A 16592-nucleotide genomic window follows, 5' to 3' on the forward strand; every position below is an offset into this window, starting at 1 on the left:
ACAATAAATTCGCAAATTTTTACAAAGAGCCACTTGAATTGTGGCTCTTTTGTTTTAAATTCTGTCCTTAACCGTTATAATAATAAAAAATAGGAATTTTACTTTGTTACCTCTTATCATTAATTAGTAAAGGTTTAGGAATAGGTTGCAAAGCGTTCAGGAATGAAGGTAGGGGAGAACATGGGCGTACCCATCGAAGGTGAACCAATGCAAATACATAGCTATAAGCATAATGGGCACATCCATCGCGTCTGGGAGGAAACAACCGTTTTAAAAGGGTCACAGAATTTGGTGATTGGTGGAAATGACCGAACTCTTGTTACAGAATCAGATGGCAGAACATGGATTACAAGGGAACCGGCAATTTGCTACTTCCACTCACAGTACTGGTTCAATGTCATAGGAATGATTCGTGAAGACGGCATTTATTATTACTGTAATATCAGTTCACCATTCATTTTTGATGGTGAGGCACTAAAGTATATTGATTATGACCTTGATATCAAGGTGTATCCTGATATGACCTTTAATTTACTAGACGAGGATGAATATGAACGCCATCGCCGTGAAATGAATTATCCAGATGCGATTGATCAAATTTTAAAAAGAAATGTGGAAAAATTAATTCAATGGATTCGGCAGCGGAATGGCCCGTTTGCACCAGATTTTATTGATATTTGGTATGAACGATATCTAACGTACAGACGTTAGAAACATAACACCTGTTGATTGTTATATCAACAGGTGTTCGTATGTTCTGAAGGAAGGGGCATCTATTACTTTGAATAGTATTCGCAGATATCTTCAATTTGTGAAACCATATCGACTGCAGATTATCGGGACAGTCATTATAGGGGTAATAAAGTTTTCCATCCCGTTGATCATCCCGATGTTAATTAAGTATGTGGTTGATGATATTGTTGGGAATAAAACCCTATCCCATGATGGGAAAATTAATAAACTTATGCTCATTATGGTAGTCATGATTGTCGTTTTTGTCATCCTAAGACCGCCGATTGAGTATTATCGCCAATATTATGCCCAGTGGACGGCTAGTAAAATTTTATATGATATTCGCGATCAGATGTACACCCATATCCAAAAGTTAAGCTTCAAGTATTATTCCAATACCAGAGCAGGGGAAATTATTTCACGTGTCATTAATGATGTGGAACAGACAAAGACCTTTGTAATATCAGGATTAATGAATCTTTGGCTTGATATTGCCACTATTATCCTTGCTATTATTCTTATGTTTTATATGAATGTGAAATTAACAGTCGTATCGATCCTGCTCTTCCCGCTATACGCCTTTTCTGTTCGATACTTTTTTGGTAATCTTCGTCATTTAACAAGGAAGAGATCGCAGGCACTGGCGGAGGTGCAAAGCTATTTGCATGAACGAGTGCAGGGAATGCCGGTCATCAAGAGCTTTGCGATTGAAGAGTACGAGCAGACACAGTTTGATAAGCAGAATAAAAACTTTTTAGAAAAAGCTTTACAGCACACAAGCTGGAACGCTAAGTCATTTGCAGTAGTCAATACGATTACAGATATTGCCCCTTTAATTGTTATCGGATACTCTGCCTATCTTGTCATTCAGCAGCAATTGTCATTAGGAACAATGGTTGCGTTTTTTGCGTATATTGATAAACTTTATAATCCGTTAAGAAGGTTAGTGAATTCTTCTACCACCATTACGCAATCGTTCGCTTCCATGGACCGTGTATTTGAATTTTTAGATGAGAAATATGATATTGTTGATGAGCCAAATGCGAGGGTGTGCAGCAATGTAAAAGGGGATATCTCCTTTGAACATGTTTCTTTCTCGTATGATAAAGAAGATGAAATGGTCCTAAAAGAGATTCATTTAGATGTAAAAAGGGGAGAAACGATTGCGCTGGTTGGAATGAGCGGCGGCGGAAAATCGACGCTTGTCAGTTTGATTCCCCGATTTTATGATGTCACCAAAGGAAGAATTACCTTAGATGGGGTGGATCTTCGTCAATTTAAGGTTCAAACGCTCCGTGATAAAATTGGCGTGGTTTTTCAAGATAATATTCTTTTCAGCGAATCCGTTATCGACAATATTTTATTGGGAAAACCGGGGTCCACTGAAGAAGAGGTCGTTCAAGCAGCTAAAGCAGCAAATGCCCATGAATTTATTCTAAATCTTTCAGATGGATACAACACCAAGGTGGGGGAAAGAGGTGTGAAGCTTTCCGGAGGTCAGAAGCAACGGGTTGCAATTGCTAGGGTATTTTTAAAAAATCCTCCCATCTTAATTCTTGATGAGGCAACATCAGCACTGGATTTAGAAAGCGAGCATTCGATCCAGGAATCACTAGAAGAGCTGGCTAAGGATCGAACCACCTTCATTGTCGCACACAGGTTATCAACGATTACACATGCCAATCGGATTGTTCTAATTGAACACGGTCAAATCGTAGAAATTGGGACACATGAGGAACTAATGAATAAGCGTGGAAATTATTATAATTTATTTCAGGTGCAGCAGTTAGAACAGAAAGAACCCGTTGCGGAGTAATGTGATCCGCAACGGGTTCTTTTTTAATCGGCATTTTCTACTTCTATTGATATTTCGTTGTGATGAAAGGAATGGAAGCTGGTGATTAGAGTATCGAGATGTTCTACCTGTTCACCGTAATCAATAATAGAAGCGACAATTTGCATGGTATGGTAGTGATGTGGGCTATTTTGTTCGGCAGTTTCCTTTTGATGGGCTAAAAAGTAGTCGAAAAGTTCCTGCTTATTTAGGTAAAGATTCTCTTCAGGATTTGGAGCAGGAGTGGGAATCTTTCCTATGAATCTCAGTAAGACTTGTTCATGATGATAGATGAGGCTGTCGACTTGTTCTTGAATCGATTGCTTAAAGTCTTCAGGAAGCTGTAACAGTTCATTTTCATAACGATGTAATCTTTTTAACGTATCGAGAGCTTTTTTTGCGGTTACATTTAATTGTCGATAAATCACAAGCTTACGCGATTTTTCCGGAAGATTTTTTTTCAAATAATAGCGTTCTTCCTTCAACATTTTATAAAACAAATCCATCATATTGATACTTTCTTTAAATTTCTTTATATCTGTTTTTAGCTGCTGATGGTCATAATCATGTCGTGTACTTAGTCGAATCCATTTAATAATTTCCTCGGTTGCATCAACGATTTTAGAATAAAGCTTATTTTCATATTTTGGCGGCATAAACACGAGATTAACAATAAATGCTGAAAATACTCCAATCATAATAGTTGAGAAACGGATTCCAGCAAACTGAATAAAATTGCCGCTTTGTGTTTCCATAATCGAAATGAGTGTGACGAGCGTAAGTCCAATGGTATTCTCTAGCTTTAATTTAAGATTAATAATAATGACAACGATAGCCGCCAAACCAATGACAATAATATGATTTCCTAATAGAAGGACGAAGATGACTGCAAGTATTGCCCCAATGAGATTTCCTTGAACTTGCTCAATAATCGTTAAATAGGACCGATAGATGGTTGGCTGAATGGCAAAAATGGCTGCGATCCCAGCGAATACAGGGGAGGGTGAGTGCAGCAATAGACCTAAGTAAAGGGATAAAACAATAGCTATTCCCGTTTTTAAAATGCGGGCACCTAACTTCATTCCAATTGAATTCCTTTCAAAAAATAGTCGTTTTCTTTTATATTGCTCACTGAAGAACAAATATGTACTATACATGGATTAAACCATTTTATCAAGAGAAAGTATATGAATTTATATTCGTAATGTTATAGGTTTATGTACCTCAAAAAACGTCCGCTAAACAGCGGACGTTTTTTAGATTAAATCGTAAACATAGAAGTTGAAAATCATCCAGCCCCAGGGATCATCCGTATTTCTTATATCATTCTGTGGAAACGGACGGATCAGCTTGTTCTTTGACTGGCAGGATTTGGATAAAGTGATTTTCCGGGTCTGTTAAAAGACCGCGAAGCTGACCTGCTTCCTCAAGTTGACCATTTTGCTCAAGTATATCGGTATATTTTCCAAGAAGTTCGTTAATATCCTGTTTGCCTTTTTCATTTAAGTCAACAACAGATACTTTCGCACCCTTGGCAATTCGTCTTTTTAAGGCGTCCTTTGTCAAGCCCATAGCAGGGAGCTGGCGGACATAAACGACACCGCCGGTCATACCGGCACAGATCCAAGGACCTGGGTCGCCTAAAACTAACCCGCGACCGTTTGTCATATATTCAAAGGCAAAGCCTTTAATATTGGCATTAGCTGCAATGTTTCCGGCTTCCTTTTCAGGTAGCGGTTGTTTCATCCCGCCGCCGATAATTAAATCTGCTCCGGAGAGGCGGATTCCGGCACGGGCATCAGCATTACCTTGGGCAACAAGCAGCCCCTTCTGTGCGCCGTATCCAAAACCTTTTCCAACAGAACCATTTAGCATAAGGCCATTTTTCCCTTTAGACTTAAGGACATGAATATTTCCGCCAAAAGAGGTTTTTCCAACACCGTCTTGACCGCCGCCGTTAACAGTGATTTCAATTCCTTCACTATTATAGGCGCCTAAGCCGTTACCGGGAATAGAGCCCTCCTTATACTTAAGCTGTACAGACGGCAGTTGTTTGTAGGACCCATCTAATCTTCCACGGACACGGTGGCAGGAAACACGGCTTCCTAACACGCGCTGTTCGGACGTAACACTTACGAATTCACGAGAAGAAAGGAGTTGTTCTACACTTGCATCAAGGTATTCTGCGCCTGCAGCTACCTGCATTTGAACTTCTTCAATTGATTTCGATGCTTCCACTTTTGCGAATTGGCTAATTTCAAGTGGCTTTAGAAGATAAGACAGGCTTAGCTGCTGCTTTCCTTTTGCTTGCTCCAATAATTCGGAATGACCGACAGCTTCCTGTAAGTTTTTGATTCCTAATGAAGCAGCAAGAGCTTTTAATTCTGTTCCAAAAGCAGTAAAAAGATTCATGATTCCTTGAACGGCTAATTCTAATTGGCGCGGAATAAAGCGTCTTAGTCCATGCTCTTTGGCTTGTGCTTCTGATTCAATTTGGGTGGCAATCCCAACATGGCAAGTATCTAAATGACAGCCGCGACAGGTGGTACACCCAATAGCGAGCATCGATAATGTTCCAAAGCCCACACGATTGGCACCAAGAAGCATAATTTTGATGACGTCCATGGCACTCTTCATACCGCCGTCAGCCCAAATCTCTACCTTATGGCGGAGACCGCTCTCTAAAAGGGCGTTATGCGCTGCTTTTACACCAATCTCTACCGGCAATCCGACGTATTGCAAGGCATGAATTCTCGCCGCACCTGTTCCGCCGTCAAAACCACTGAGGGTAATAATGTCGGCACCGGCTTTTGCAATCCCAACAGCAATGGTTCCAATATTCGGCACAACTGGTACTTTAACAGCAATTTTTGCCTGGTCGTTTGCTGTTTTCAACTCAAGAATCATTTGTGCCAGATCCTCAATAGAATAAATATCATGGTTGTTTGATGGTGAAATTAAATCAGAGCCAAGTGTAGCATTCCGTGCTTCAGCAACCTTTGCGGTAACCTTAGAACCTGGCAAATGACCGCCTTCTCCCGGTTTCGCCCCTTGACCAATCTTTATTTCTAATAGATTAGAAGAATTTAACAGCTCAGCGTTTACCCCAAACCTGCCGGATGCGATCTGCTGTCCGCGTGTTTTCGGATATTTGCCAAGCATATCCTTGATTTCGCCGCCTTCACCATTCAGACTGACCATATTTAAGCGGTCTGCCCCCTCAGCATAGGCTCTAAAGGCTGTCTCATTCTGCGAACCAAATGACATGGAAGAAATCAGAAACGGTAAATCATGATCACCGACACTTAGATTGACTTCACTTGGTGCAATTGATTTATTGCTCTTCTTTAGCTGAACTAAATGGCGAATCGTTGTTGGGTTTTCCGTTTCTTGTTCAGAAATTTTATCACGATATGCACTGTAGTCACCTGTTGCAGCCACCTCGCCGATTGCTTTCCAAATCCTTGGGAAGAGGTGAAAGGTTTTTCCGACCCTTTCTTTCTCATTCTGGTAATCTTCCGCTCTTTTCAATGCATCAAGCTTCATCGCTTCAAAGTCAGTTTTGAGTTCTTGTGAACCAAAGAAGTTTACAATGTTTAAAACCTTTGCGATTTCTTCATGTAAACCAATGCTAGAGAACAGTCTGCCATAACCGCGGAGCTCATGAATGCCAATTGTCGAGATTACCTTTTCCAGTCCCTTGGTTAGAGCGTTATAAAGATTTAATAACGGTTTTTCCGATTCATCAAGTACGGTTAAGAACATGTAGTATGGGCTAATTAGATCTGCACCGAGACCAAAGGCAGTAATAATGTCATGAAGCGAGCGAATCGCTGCAGAACGTAACAAAATGGAGCAATCTCTTCTTACTTCAGCCTTTACTAACGCATGATCGATTGCAGAAATAACAAGATGTGGGTCCATCCAATATAAATCCTCTTGATGGGACTTTGCATCATCCAAAATAAGTAACGTTTTCCCAGCCTGAACAGACTGAACTGCTTCATTAGCGAGCCTTTTTAATGCATCGTCTACATTTTCATCCTTTTTGAATGTGGTAGAAATATAGGCAGATAATTTTTGCTGGTGAAAATGCTGAACAACTTGATCATAGCTTGGCTGACCACTGACTTCCGAACAGGCAAAACCTATTTTTCCTTCCACTAGAAGTGGTGTGGTTAGCTCAACAACTGTTTCCGTTTCTTCTTTAAAAAATAAAGTTGGACGTTTGCCGATAATAACACGGGTGGAGAAATGCTCTGTTTCCCGGTCACGGTCAATGGCAGGATTGGTGACAACGGCAACACTTTCTTTGATATAATCAGCGATATTCACGCGTTCAGGGTTCAAGGCCGCAAGTGGTGCGTCATGTCCTAATGAACGAATGGGTTCAACCCCTTTTTCGGCCATTTGTTCAATTAACTGGATATGATCCCTCTCCCAGCCAAAGGCCTTATATTGTCCATTATGGATTTTGTCAGGGTAATTCATCGTAACCGTTTTAGCTAAAGCAGGCGGCTGCAAGCGTCCTCTTGATTCCTCGATATTTAAGCGCAAAGAAAAGCGCTGGTACACTTCTTCTTGGAAACTGTTTTGCTCGTAAACTGCTAATTTTTCTCCGTTCCACTTAAATCCAACCTTTTCACCCGGTGCCAATGGTTTCGGATCGTTAACATACTCTGTCGAAGGAATAATTCCTGGTTCAGAAGAAAAGAGGTAGGAGCTTTCTGTTTCTAGCATCCAAAGTGGACGTAAGCCAAGTGCATCGACACTAAATACGGCTTCTTCCCCGTAACGGGAAATAATTCCAGCTGGCCCTTGGGCAAAATGTCCCCATGCTTCGCGAAGGTACGTATATAAATCTTGCAAGTGTTTAGGATAGGCCTTGATTTCATTAATAATTGGCGGAAACAAGAGATCCATTGCTTCAAACAAAGTATACCCATCACGGCAAATTAGTGTTTCCATGGTTCGACTTAAATCTTGGGAATCACTACCGTCTTTGACTAGTGGTACATTGATCATTCGTGCTTCATCGCGGAGTTTTGAAATGGTGTTAATTTCTCCATTATGACCAAGGACGCTAAAGGGCTGTACCCGGAAAAAGCTTGAAAGAGTGTTAGTAGAATAACGATTATGACCCAATGTCATGGTTGATGCTACAAGTGGATTTGCTAAGTCATGGTAGTAACGAGGGAGAATATCCCCGGCACCCATTACTTTGTAGACCACTTGATGATGACTAAGTGATGCCACATGGACGTGTTCATTTAACTCAAAATCAATTAAGGTTTCGAAAAGAATCTTTGTTAATTCATGGCCCTTTGTTGTTGACAAACAAGCAAATTGCCAAAACACAGGATTTTCCTGAATAGCGATCGGACCTAGGGCAGAGGAGTCAGTGACATTAGTTGTTTCAAAAACTATTTCTAATTCATGGTTGGAAAGTTTTTTTACAAGTTCTTGTTTCGTTGATTCCCAGTCAACATTTTGACTGATAAACACGTGACCAACAGCGAATTCTTCCCTATCAACAAGGTTCGGGTCAAGATCGTTCTTTAGAAGCTTTTCTTTCCAAAGCTCGGTTGGGATATCCATATGGATTCCGACACCATCGCCCTCTCCGTTAATAAAGCCGGCACGATGATTCATCGTCACAAGAGCATCGATACAAGCAAATATATTCTTTCTTGTCGGAATTTTGCTCTTTTCAAGACAGGCGACTATTCCACATGCATCATGTTCCTGTTTGTGAAAATCTTTAAATTGGGAAGGGGACCATTTTTTTGTCATATTGTTTGGCTTCATCGGTTTAGCCGCTAAAGCCGTTCACCTCCTATGAATCTTTTAAATTGTGATCATCCTGTTTTTGGGTGAAAATAGTTGATGCTTTAATGAGGTAATAAGGATAAGGATAAAAAGAAAAAAATAATAAGCTAATATTATCATAAGAATTTTCAGAAATCAAATAAATATACATTACTTTGGATGGTAAATGAGGCGGAAATATGGAGTAATAAATGCTGTAAGGTATTATTGTAAACGTTTTCAAGAAAATAAAAAAATAAAAGGAAGTGATTTCCACTTCCTTTTGTTGCATAAAAAATGCATATTTATTCGGATTTTAGTGAAGAAAATGCATTTCTTACTGCATGTAATGTGGCTTCTACATCCTCTTTTGTATGTGCGATTGTCAAGAACCATGCTTCGTATTTTGATGGGGCAAGATTAATTCCCTGCTTTAGCATCAGCTTAAAGAACCTTGCAAACATTTCACCATCCGTGTTTTCAGCCTGCTCGTAGTTTACGATTGTTTCATTTGTAAAATATACAGTGAAAGCACCTTTTAATCGATTGATCGTTATGTTGATATCATATTCCTTAGCGGCCTCTAGGATCCCTTTTTCAAGCATCGCGCCTAATTGATCTAAGTAATCATAAATTCCCTGTTGTTTTAACACTTCAAGGCATGCAATCCCGGAAAGCATGGAAGCAGGGTTTCCAGCCATTGTTCCTGCTTGATAGGCTGGTCCAAGCGGGGCGACAGTATCCATGATTTCCTTTCGTCCGCCGTAGGCACCTATCGGTAAGCCGCCGCCAATTATTTTTCCAAGAGCCGTTAAGTCAGGCTGAATCCCTAATAAATCTTGTGCTCCACCATACATAAAACGGAAGGCGGTGATTACTTCATCATAAATGACAAGTGCACCAGCAGCATGGGTGAGATCATTGACTTGCTGTAAGAACCCTGGTTTTGGTTCAACAATCCCAAAGTTTCCAACAATCGGTTCAACTAGAACCGCAGCGATTTCGGATCCCCATTTTTCCAATGCCTCTTTAAATGGTTCAATATCATTAAATGGTACTGTAATTACTTCCTGGGCAATGCTTTTTGGAACCCCAGCGGAATCAGGTGTTCCAAGTGTAGATGGCCCGGATCCTGCTGCAACAAGGACAAGATCAGAGTGCCCATGATAACAGCCAGCAAACTTAATAATTTTATCACGGCCTGTGAAGGCACGGGCAACACGGATTGTGGTCATTACTGCTTCGGTGCCTGAGTTGACAAAGCGAACTTTATCTAATGAAGGAATAGCTTCCTTAATCATTTTTGCAAATTTCACCTCATGTGGTGTTGGTGTTCCATATAGAACCCCTGTTTCGGCAGCACGCTTGATTGCCTCTGTTATATGAGGATGTGCATGTCCGGTAATAATTGGACCATAGGCTGCAAGATAATCGATATATTGGTTACCGTCTACATCCCAGAAATAAGCGCCCTGGCCACGTTCCATTACAACAGGTGCACCACCGCCTACAGCTTTAAAGGATCGGGATGGGCTATTAACCCCACCGACAATGTGTTCTAATGCTTCAGTATGTATTCGTTCAGAATTAGTAAATTGCATTTTTTACCCTCCTAAAATGGTCTCTTTCCCATTCTAGCACTTTTTTCATTGACCTTTAGCTGTTTTAACATTTAGATAATTTGCTAAGGATGCGAGAAAGTTGTGTTGACGTTGTGATTTAGCTAAACTAAATCATTAGAGAAAAGCGTTAGGGGGTTCGAAAAATGGAAAATGTAATCGAGGTAAAACAGCTTCGAAAGGAGTTTAAAGCCTATTCTAGCCGAACAGGCTTAAAAGGGGCATTTAGGGACTTGTTAACGCGGAATTATAAAGTGGTTCCAGCGGTGAATGATATTAATTTTTCAATCCGAAAAGGTGAAATGGTAGGCTATATCGGTGAGAATGGTGCCGGAAAGTCAACCACGATTAAAATGCTGACAGGAATCCTAACTCCCACATCTGGAGAAGTGATTGTAAATGGAATGAATCCTCATAAAGAGCGTGAAAGATTTGTACAGACAATCGGTGTTGTATTTGGTCAACGATCGCAATTATGGTGGGATATCGCTGTTCAAGAATCCTTCCGTCTCCTGAAAAAAGTATATAAGGTAACGGATGAACAGTATGATAGCCATATGAACCATGTGATTAAAACATTGGACATCGAGCCGCTATTAGATAAGCCTGTTCGCAAATTATCACTTGGTCAGAGAATGCGCTGTGAACTTGCCGCTGCTTTAATACATAACCCGCCGCTGCTTTTTTTAGATGAGCCGACCATTGGACTGGATGTACTGGTGAAATTGAAAATCCGTGAATTTTTAAAGGAAATTAATGAGAAATATAACACTACGATTCTGTTAACGACCCACGATCTTTCAGATATTGAGGCATTGTGTGAGCGAGTCGTCATGCTTGATGAGGGGAAAGTGATCTATGACGGGGCATTAATGGAATTAAAGGAAAAATGGGGAGATCGTAAAGAACTTCAGTTTCAATTTCTTGAAAATATCAATCTCACTGCCATACAAAAGCTAACTTATGGAATACCTGTTGAGTGGGAATTGGATGAAAAGAAACAGACTTTTACTGCAGCTGTGGAAGATAGCGATGAACTAATTTCACAAGTAATTGGGAAGGTAGTTGCTGCCTTCAAGGTTAAGGACGTCAAAATTAACGAAACTTCTACAGAAGAAATCATTCGCAATATTTATGAAAAGGGTGCTGTTGAAGTTGGATAAGTATATAGAAATGATTAGGATTCGTTTTCTTATGATGTTGGCGTACCGGACTAACTATTATACAGGGATTCTCATTTATAGCATTAATATCGGTGCTTATTATTTTCTCTGGAAGGCTATTTATGGAGGAAAAGATCAAATTATGGGCCTATCAGTCGTTCAAATGACCTCCTATGTGGCAGTAGCTTGGATGGCTAGAGCCTTTTACTTTAATAACCTTGACCGTGAAATGGCTCAAGAAATTATGGAAGGTAAAGTAGCGATTGAATTAATAAGACCCTACAATTATCTCGGAATGAAGACGATGCAGGCATTAGGGGAAGGGATTTTTAGGTTATTCTTTTTTTCTGCACCCGGTCTCATAATTGTGTACATCGTCTTCCCGATTCAATTTACCTGGGAACCTAGTGTTTGGGGATTGTTTGGGCTCTCGACCGTATTGAGTTTCTTGGTTAATACAGAGCTCAATTTGTTAACGGGGATTACAACTTTCTTCTTATTTAATAATTCTGGGCTAATCCGAGCTAAACGGGTTGTGATTGATTTGTTTTCCGGGCTTCTTCTTCCAATCAGTTTCTTTCCGGTCTGGGCACAAGATATGATGAAATTCCTTCCTTTTCAAGGAATCAGCTATACCCCTAGTATGATTTTTACCAAAGGCTTTTCCCAATCGCAGTCTATCACCGCGATTGGGCAGCAATTTATCTGGGTAATTGTTCTTATGGTGCCAATTTATCTGCTGTGGAATTTGGCGAAGAAACAGCTGATTATTCAAGGGGGATAAGCCATGTTTTACATGTCGATGTTTTTTCAATACATGTCACAATATTTAAAAACAAGACTGCAGTATCGGGCGGATTTGTTTGTTGAGTTTTTCTCTGATTTGCTTGCGCAAGCCATTAACCTTGTCTTTATTCTTGTGGTTTTTGGTCATACCAGTTTGCTCCATGGATGGAGCAGGGATGAAATTATTTTTATTTATGGCTTCTTCCTTGTCCCATATGCTGTCTTTTCTGCCTTTTTTAATATATGGGATTTTAACGAGCGGTATATTGTAAAGGGGGAACTGGATCGGATTTTAACGAGGCCCATCCACAGTCTGTTTCAAATCATACTGGAGCGGCTAGAGCTAGAGTCTTTATTAGGTTCGATAACAGGTCTTGCAATTATGTTTTACGCAGGTTTCAGGCTTGGTATTACTATTGATTGGTACGACCCGATTTTGTTTATTATTTTCGTTATGGGCGGGGCACTTGTTTACGGGGGAATTTTCATTATGCTGGCCTGCATTAGTTTTTGGGCTGATGCCAGAACATCGCTTATGCCAATGATGTACAATATCAGCAATTATGGCCGTTATCCGGTCAATATCTATAATAAATTAATCCGCTTTGTCTTAACCTGGATCTTGCCCTTTGCTTTTGTTGGGGTCTATCCAGCAGCCTTTTTTCTTGAAAAACAAGAATGGTATTGGTACGCCTATTTAACACCTCTTATCGGTGTTGTCTTTTTTACCCTCTCTGTTTTGCTTTGGAATCAGGGGGTGAAGAAATATCGCGGGGCGGGAAATTAATGCTATTTTATTGACCAAGCCTGCATAGAAATAGAATAGAAGTAACCCGAGAGTTTGAGGTGGTCTTTCTTGATCTATTTCTTGCTGCCAATCGTCATTTTCTGCATATTCATGAGCATCCGTACATTATTTGTGCCCAACACGATCAAGGGCAAATTAGTGTCTGTAGATAACTTTTTTTATCTTGGAACCTGTTATTTAACTGTGATTATCGGATTCGGACTTCTTTATCTCCTATTTCATTTAGTTGGCACGCCTGTTCTAAAGGAAGCGAGTCATAATCACGGGAAAAACATATTTGAAACAAGCTTTTATTTTAGTGCGATGATGCTGTTTTCTGTTGGGAATGGGGATGTCATTCCACTGGGGATTGGTCGATTTATTGCGGTCACAGAAGCGCTAATTGGCTATACCTTACCTGCTGCTTTTGTTGCCCAAGTAATGTTTAATCGGGAAAAATAGCTTTATTTGTGCAGAAAAGTTGTTTTGGAAAGAGAGTTTGGTTACGCTTATTTAGAAGAAATTTACATAATGGAGTGAGAACATGTCAATTGAAATTGGAAAAAAGGCCCCTGATTTTACATTAGCGGCCCATACAGGTGAATCCATTACATTATCAAACCTTAAGGGCAAACATGTCGTACTTTATTTTTATCCGAAAGACATGACACCTGGATGTACGACAGAAGCGTGTGATTTTCGTGATCAGATTCAACAATTTAATGAATTGAATGCGGTCATCTTAGGGGTTAGCCCAGACCCTGTAGAGCGCCATCAAAAGTTTGTGGAGAAATACGGTCTTCCGTTTTTATTACTCGCTGACACTGAGCACCAAGTAGCTGAGGCCTATGATGTGTGGAAGTTAAAGAAAAACTTTGGTAAAGAATATATGGGAATTGAAAGGACTACCTTTTTAATTGATCAGGAAGGGAACATCGCCAAAGAATGGCGTAAAGTTCAAGTAAAAGGACATGTGGAAGATGCGTTAACATATATACGTGAGAATTTGTAATCAAAAGATTACGCCTATTTTCGCGATAAAAGGCATTTGTCCAATGCAATAAGAGGGAAAGTGAATATCATTTTATTAGGGCATACCTCCTCAGATAAATTTTTGGGTCCACAGTGACCCATTTTTTTTATGGAAAAGGGGCGGAGCGCCATATTGTTTTTTGTTGAAAAAAAGGGTTTTAGACTTTTATACATAAAATATAAAAGAAATGGAAAACAACACTTTTATAGGGGGAATTTAAAAATGAAGATTTATACTAAAACAGGTGATAAAGGAACAACATCGCTCATTTATGGAACTAGGGTGGCAAAGAATGATATACGGGTCGAAGCATACGGAACCTGTGATGAAACCAATTCCATGATTGGACTGGCACTAAGTTATTTACTTAAGGAAAATTTTCTAGGGAAAGAAATAATTGAAAATGTATATCATAAAATACAAACAAACCTATTTCACGTGGGTGCCGAATTGGCGACACCGAAAGGGAAAGAAGTGAAGTGGTCACTATCACTTGAGGATATTGAAGAATTAGAACAACAAATAGATGCTTGTGAGACAGAGCTAACGGCACTAACGAATTTTATTCTACCAGGAGGGCATCCAGCGGGTGCAGCTTTTCATGTCGCTAGAACCGTTGCAAGGAGAGCGGAGAGGTGTGCGGTTTCACTGGGGGAAGAAGAAGTAAGCCCGCTTGTATTGGCCTATTTAAATCGGCTTTCAGACTTATTATTCGTGACGGCACGTTATGTGAATTATAAACTAGGAGCTACCGAGCAAACTTTGCATGGAAAAAAGTAACCGATGGATAGGCTGGGTCACCAAAAATGGTGCCTTGAGAGTACAATATTGACAAAAGTAGTAATACCCTTGTAAAATAAATTATAACAATTATAATTTAAGAATACTTTTTAGAAAGAAGGTGCATGACGATGAATCAGTTAAAAGAAGCGTTGGATACCTTGAAGGATACTGGGGTACGAATTACTCCGCAACGTCATGCGATACTTGAATATTTAATAAACTCGATGTCACATCCCACAGCAGATGAGATTTATAAAGCCCTTGAAGGAAAATTCCCTAATATGAGTGTGGCGACAGTTTACAATAATTTACGAGTATTTCGTGAGGTAGGTCTTGTAAAAGAGTTAACCTATGGGGATGCATCAGCCCGTTTTGATTTTGTTACAACCAATCACTATCATGTTATTTGTGAACAGTGTGGTAAAATTGTTGATTTTCACTATCCAGGCTTAGACGAAGTGGAGCATCTTGCTTCCCATGTGACAGGTTTTAAAGTGGAAAATCACCGTATGGAAATTTACGGCTCATGTCCAGAATGTGCGAGTAAAGAGGTTCATTAGAAAAAAGAGGGTGACATAAACCTAGCGGCTAAAAGCCACTGAGGTTTCGGTCAGCCTCTTTTTATTTTGACTTTTTACTGTTAAAGGATTCGTCAAATTTTATACCCTCGAGTTTAGGGTCTAGGGTCAATGGTTCGCGGCAATGCATACACATGTCCACCCTTCCAAGCATTTTTGTGGGTTTACCACAGCTTGGACATTTCACTTGAATGGTTTTGGTTGATAACATACCGATCCAAAAATAGACAGCTGTACTAGCAATAATAAAAATAAGACCCAAAAGCATAAAGATGGTCATAATAACTGGTGAAGTACGAAAATAGATTCCGGCATACATAACAATAAAACCAACAAAAATTAATGATAATGCAAAGGTACGGATTTTATTTATTTTACTCGAATATTTTGCCATGCCTCTCCCTCCTAGAGAAACTATACCATATTTAGATGCTAAGAAAAAACGCTTAGCAAAGAATGTCGAAATTTGTCTTGGATGAAAGAAGGAAATAGAGAATCACTGTCGAACATATTAAACTTACCTGAAAAAATGGAGGAATGATGAATGGAAGACATCCTTCGGCCTATTTACCAAGAAAGGGCGAGCCAATCAAATACTCTTGGAGTTTTGCTGATTGAAAAGAAACAAAAATCAAGTCATGTGACAGAATCTTTTGATGAAATATTATTAATCATTGTTAAAGAGGCGGATCAGCCGCTATTCATAAAACATTATTCGTATAATAATCAAAAGGCTGCCATGCATGTCATTACAGAGTCACAATTACAGGAATGGTTATTATTAGGAACGAACCGAAGAATTTTTGAATGGATTCATGAGGCGAAAATCCTGTTTGATCGGAACGAAAATGTTGCCAATTTAAAAATGGAATTAAGTGAATTTCCTTTTAATGGGCGAAAAATTAAAATGGGCTTAGAATTTGCCAAGTTAATACGCCGTTATGTAGATGGAAAGGCTTTATTCGAAAGTAAGCAGTTTTTGGATGCCTATAATTATGTTGTTCATTCCCTACACCATCTTGCACGATTAGCGGTGATTGAAAATGGTTTACATCCAGAGCTCACTGTTTGGCAACAAGTCAAACAAATCGAACCGGAAATCTTTAAATTATATGAAGAACTTGTAAATAGTGAAGAAACACTTGAGAAACGGCTCGAACTGCTCTTCCTTGCAAGTGAATTCATGATCCATTTCAGGACAAATATCGGTACGGCACATTTATTAGAAGTTTTAAGCAAAAAGGAATATTGGCAGTTTAATGAAATTATGAGCGAAAAGGAATTAATTCCTTATTCTGTTGATTTGGCGGTACTAATAGAGTATTTAATTGAAAAACATTTACTTGATGTAGTAAATATTGAAACGAAGGGCCAAGGGATTTATCATCGATGTTATTGTGTGCATAAAAAATTATCGTAAAAAAACAACAAAAGGTGTTGACCTTTTTCTTTTTCCTTGGTATATTAAT

General features: G+C 39.5%; 14 protein-coding genes. 10 read left to right on the forward strand and 4 right to left on the reverse strand.

Translation table 11 applies throughout. The features are described 5' to 3' along the window. Positions 1-180 precede the first annotated feature (180 nt). Together RCG19_RS15010 and RCG19_RS15015 are read left to right on the forward strand one after the other, a co-directional pair. A complete protein-coding gene (locus RCG19_RS15010; RefSeq protein ID WP_166244839.1) occupies positions 181-711 on the forward strand; it encodes a nucleoside tri-diphosphate phosphatase in 531 nt (176 codons plus the stop codon). Positions 712-781: 70 nt separating this feature from the next. Continuing rightward, complete coding sequence (locus RCG19_RS15015; protein WP_308107799.1) at positions 782-2548, forward strand: ABC transporter ATP-binding protein; 1767 nt, start codon at positions 782-784, stop codon at positions 2546-2548. Positions 2549-2571: 23 nt separating this feature from the next. Here RCG19_RS15015 and RCG19_RS15020 read toward each other — a convergent pair whose 3' ends face one another. The 3 genes from RCG19_RS15020 to RCG19_RS15030 form a co-directional block, all read right to left on the reverse strand. Beyond that, positions 2572-3648 (reverse strand): FUSC family protein, encoded by a 1077-nt coding sequence (locus RCG19_RS15020; RefSeq protein WP_308107800.1) that lies wholly within the window; start codon positions 3646-3648, stop codon positions 2572-2574. A 241-nt stretch (positions 3649-3889) separates the two neighbouring features. Then, positions 3890-8359 carry a glutamate synthase-related protein gene (locus RCG19_RS15025; RefSeq protein WP_308107801.1) on the reverse strand — a complete coding sequence of 1490 codons (4470 nt, stop codon included), beginning with the start codon at positions 8357-8359 and terminating at the stop codon, positions 3890-3892. A 320-nt stretch (positions 8360-8679) separates the two neighbouring features. Beyond that, positions 8680-9975 carry a glutamate-1-semialdehyde 2,1-aminomutase gene (locus RCG19_RS15030; protein WP_308107803.1) on the reverse strand — a complete coding sequence of 432 codons (1296 nt, stop codon included), beginning with the start codon at positions 9973-9975 and terminating at the stop codon, positions 8680-8682. A 164-nt stretch (positions 9976-10139) separates the two neighbouring features. On the opposite strand from RCG19_RS15030, the gene RCG19_RS15035 reads away from it, so the two are divergent. The 7 genes from RCG19_RS15035 to perR all read left to right on the forward strand — a co-directional run bounded on the left by RCG19_RS15035 (position 10140) and on the right by perR (position 15105). Beyond that, a complete protein-coding gene (locus RCG19_RS15035; protein WP_166244847.1) occupies positions 10140-11156 on the forward strand; it encodes an ABC transporter ATP-binding protein in 1017 nt (338 codons plus the stop codon). Beyond that, the gene (locus tag RCG19_RS15040; RefSeq protein ID WP_308107804.1) at positions 11149-11940 is read left to right on the forward strand and encodes an ABC transporter permease; all 792 of its coding nucleotides are present in this window, start codon (positions 11149-11151) and stop codon (positions 11938-11940) included. Before RCG19_RS15035 ends, RCG19_RS15040 begins: the two co-directional genes overlap by 8 nt. Before the next feature lie 3 nt (positions 11941-11943). After that, a complete protein-coding gene (locus RCG19_RS15045) occupies positions 11944-12729 on the forward strand; it encodes an ABC transporter permease (RefSeq protein WP_308107806.1) in 786 nt (261 codons plus the stop codon). 69 nt (positions 12730-12798) lie between these two features. Continuing rightward, positions 12799-13191, forward strand: coding sequence for an ion channel (locus RCG19_RS15050; protein ID WP_207343066.1), 393 nt, complete (start codon positions 12799-12801; stop codon positions 13189-13191). An 82-nt stretch (positions 13192-13273) separates the two neighbouring features. Next, a complete protein-coding gene (gene bcp, locus RCG19_RS15055; protein ID WP_308107807.1) occupies positions 13274-13741 on the forward strand; it encodes a thioredoxin-dependent thiol peroxidase in 468 nt (155 codons plus the stop codon). A 243-nt stretch (positions 13742-13984) separates the two neighbouring features. Continuing rightward, positions 13985-14542, forward strand: coding sequence for a cob(I)yrinic acid a,c-diamide adenosyltransferase (locus RCG19_RS15060; protein WP_308107808.1), 558 nt, complete (start codon positions 13985-13987; stop codon positions 14540-14542). Between the two features lie 125 nt (positions 14543-14667). Next, positions 14668-15105 carry a peroxide-responsive transcriptional repressor PerR gene (perR, locus tag RCG19_RS15065; RefSeq protein WP_166244857.1) on the forward strand — a complete coding sequence of 146 codons (438 nt, stop codon included), beginning with the start codon at positions 14668-14670 and terminating at the stop codon, positions 15103-15105. A 61-nt stretch (positions 15106-15166) separates the two neighbouring features. On the opposite strand, the gene RCG19_RS15070 is transcribed toward perR, so the two are convergent. Next, entirely contained in the window at positions 15167-15517 is a 351-nt protein-coding gene (locus RCG19_RS15070) for a YgzB family protein (RefSeq protein ID WP_166244859.1), read from the reverse strand. A gap of 150 nt (positions 15518-15667) precedes the next feature. Between RCG19_RS15070 and RCG19_RS15075 the strand changes: the two genes are divergently transcribed. Continuing rightward, entirely contained in the window at positions 15668-16543 is an 876-nt protein-coding gene (locus RCG19_RS15075) for a nucleotidyltransferase-like protein (RefSeq protein ID WP_308107809.1), read from the forward strand. The last annotated feature ends 49 nt before the right edge of the window (positions 16544-16592 follow it).

Source organism: Neobacillus sp. OS1-2 (assembly GCF_030915505.1).
Lineage (GTDB): Bacteria > Bacillota > Bacilli > Bacillales > Cytobacillaceae > Neobacillus.

Bases quoted from the DNA above. Each gene is read 5' to 3' on its own strand.
- RCG19_RS15010 (WP_166244839.1), top strand. From the start codon at position 181: ATGGGCGTACCCATCGAAGGTGAACCAATGCAAATACATAGCTATAAG.
- RCG19_RS15020 (WP_308107800.1), bottom strand. From the start codon at position 3,648: ATGAAGTTAGGTGCCCGCATTTTAAAAACGGGAATAGCTATTGTTTTA.
- RCG19_RS15025 (WP_308107801.1), bottom strand. From the start codon at position 8,359: ATGACAAAAAAATGGTCCCCTTCCCAATTTAAAGATTTTCACAAACAG.
- RCG19_RS15030 (WP_308107803.1), bottom strand. From the start codon at position 9,975: ATGCAATTTACTAATTCTGAACGAATACATACTGAAGCATTAGAACAC.
- RCG19_RS15035 (WP_166244847.1), top strand. From the start codon at position 10,140: ATGGAAAATGTAATCGAGGTAAAACAGCTTCGAAAGGAGTTTAAAGCC.
- RCG19_RS15045 (WP_308107806.1), top strand. From the start codon at position 11,944: ATGTTTTACATGTCGATGTTTTTTCAATACATGTCACAATATTTAAAA.
- bcp (WP_308107807.1), top strand. From the start codon at position 13,274: ATGTCAATTGAAATTGGAAAAAAGGCCCCTGATTTTACATTAGCGGCC.
- RCG19_RS15060 (WP_308107808.1), top strand. From the start codon at position 13,985: ATGAAGATTTATACTAAAACAGGTGATAAAGGAACAACATCGCTCATT.
- perR (WP_166244857.1), top strand. From the start codon at position 14,668: ATGACGATGAATCAGTTAAAAGAAGCGTTGGATACCTTGAAGGATACT.
- RCG19_RS15070 (WP_166244859.1), bottom strand. From the start codon at position 15,517: ATGGCAAAATATTCGAGTAAAATAAATAAAATCCGTACCTTTGCATTA.
- RCG19_RS15075 (WP_308107809.1), top strand. From the start codon at position 15,668: ATGGAAGACATCCTTCGGCCTATTTACCAAGAAAGGGCGAGCCAATCA.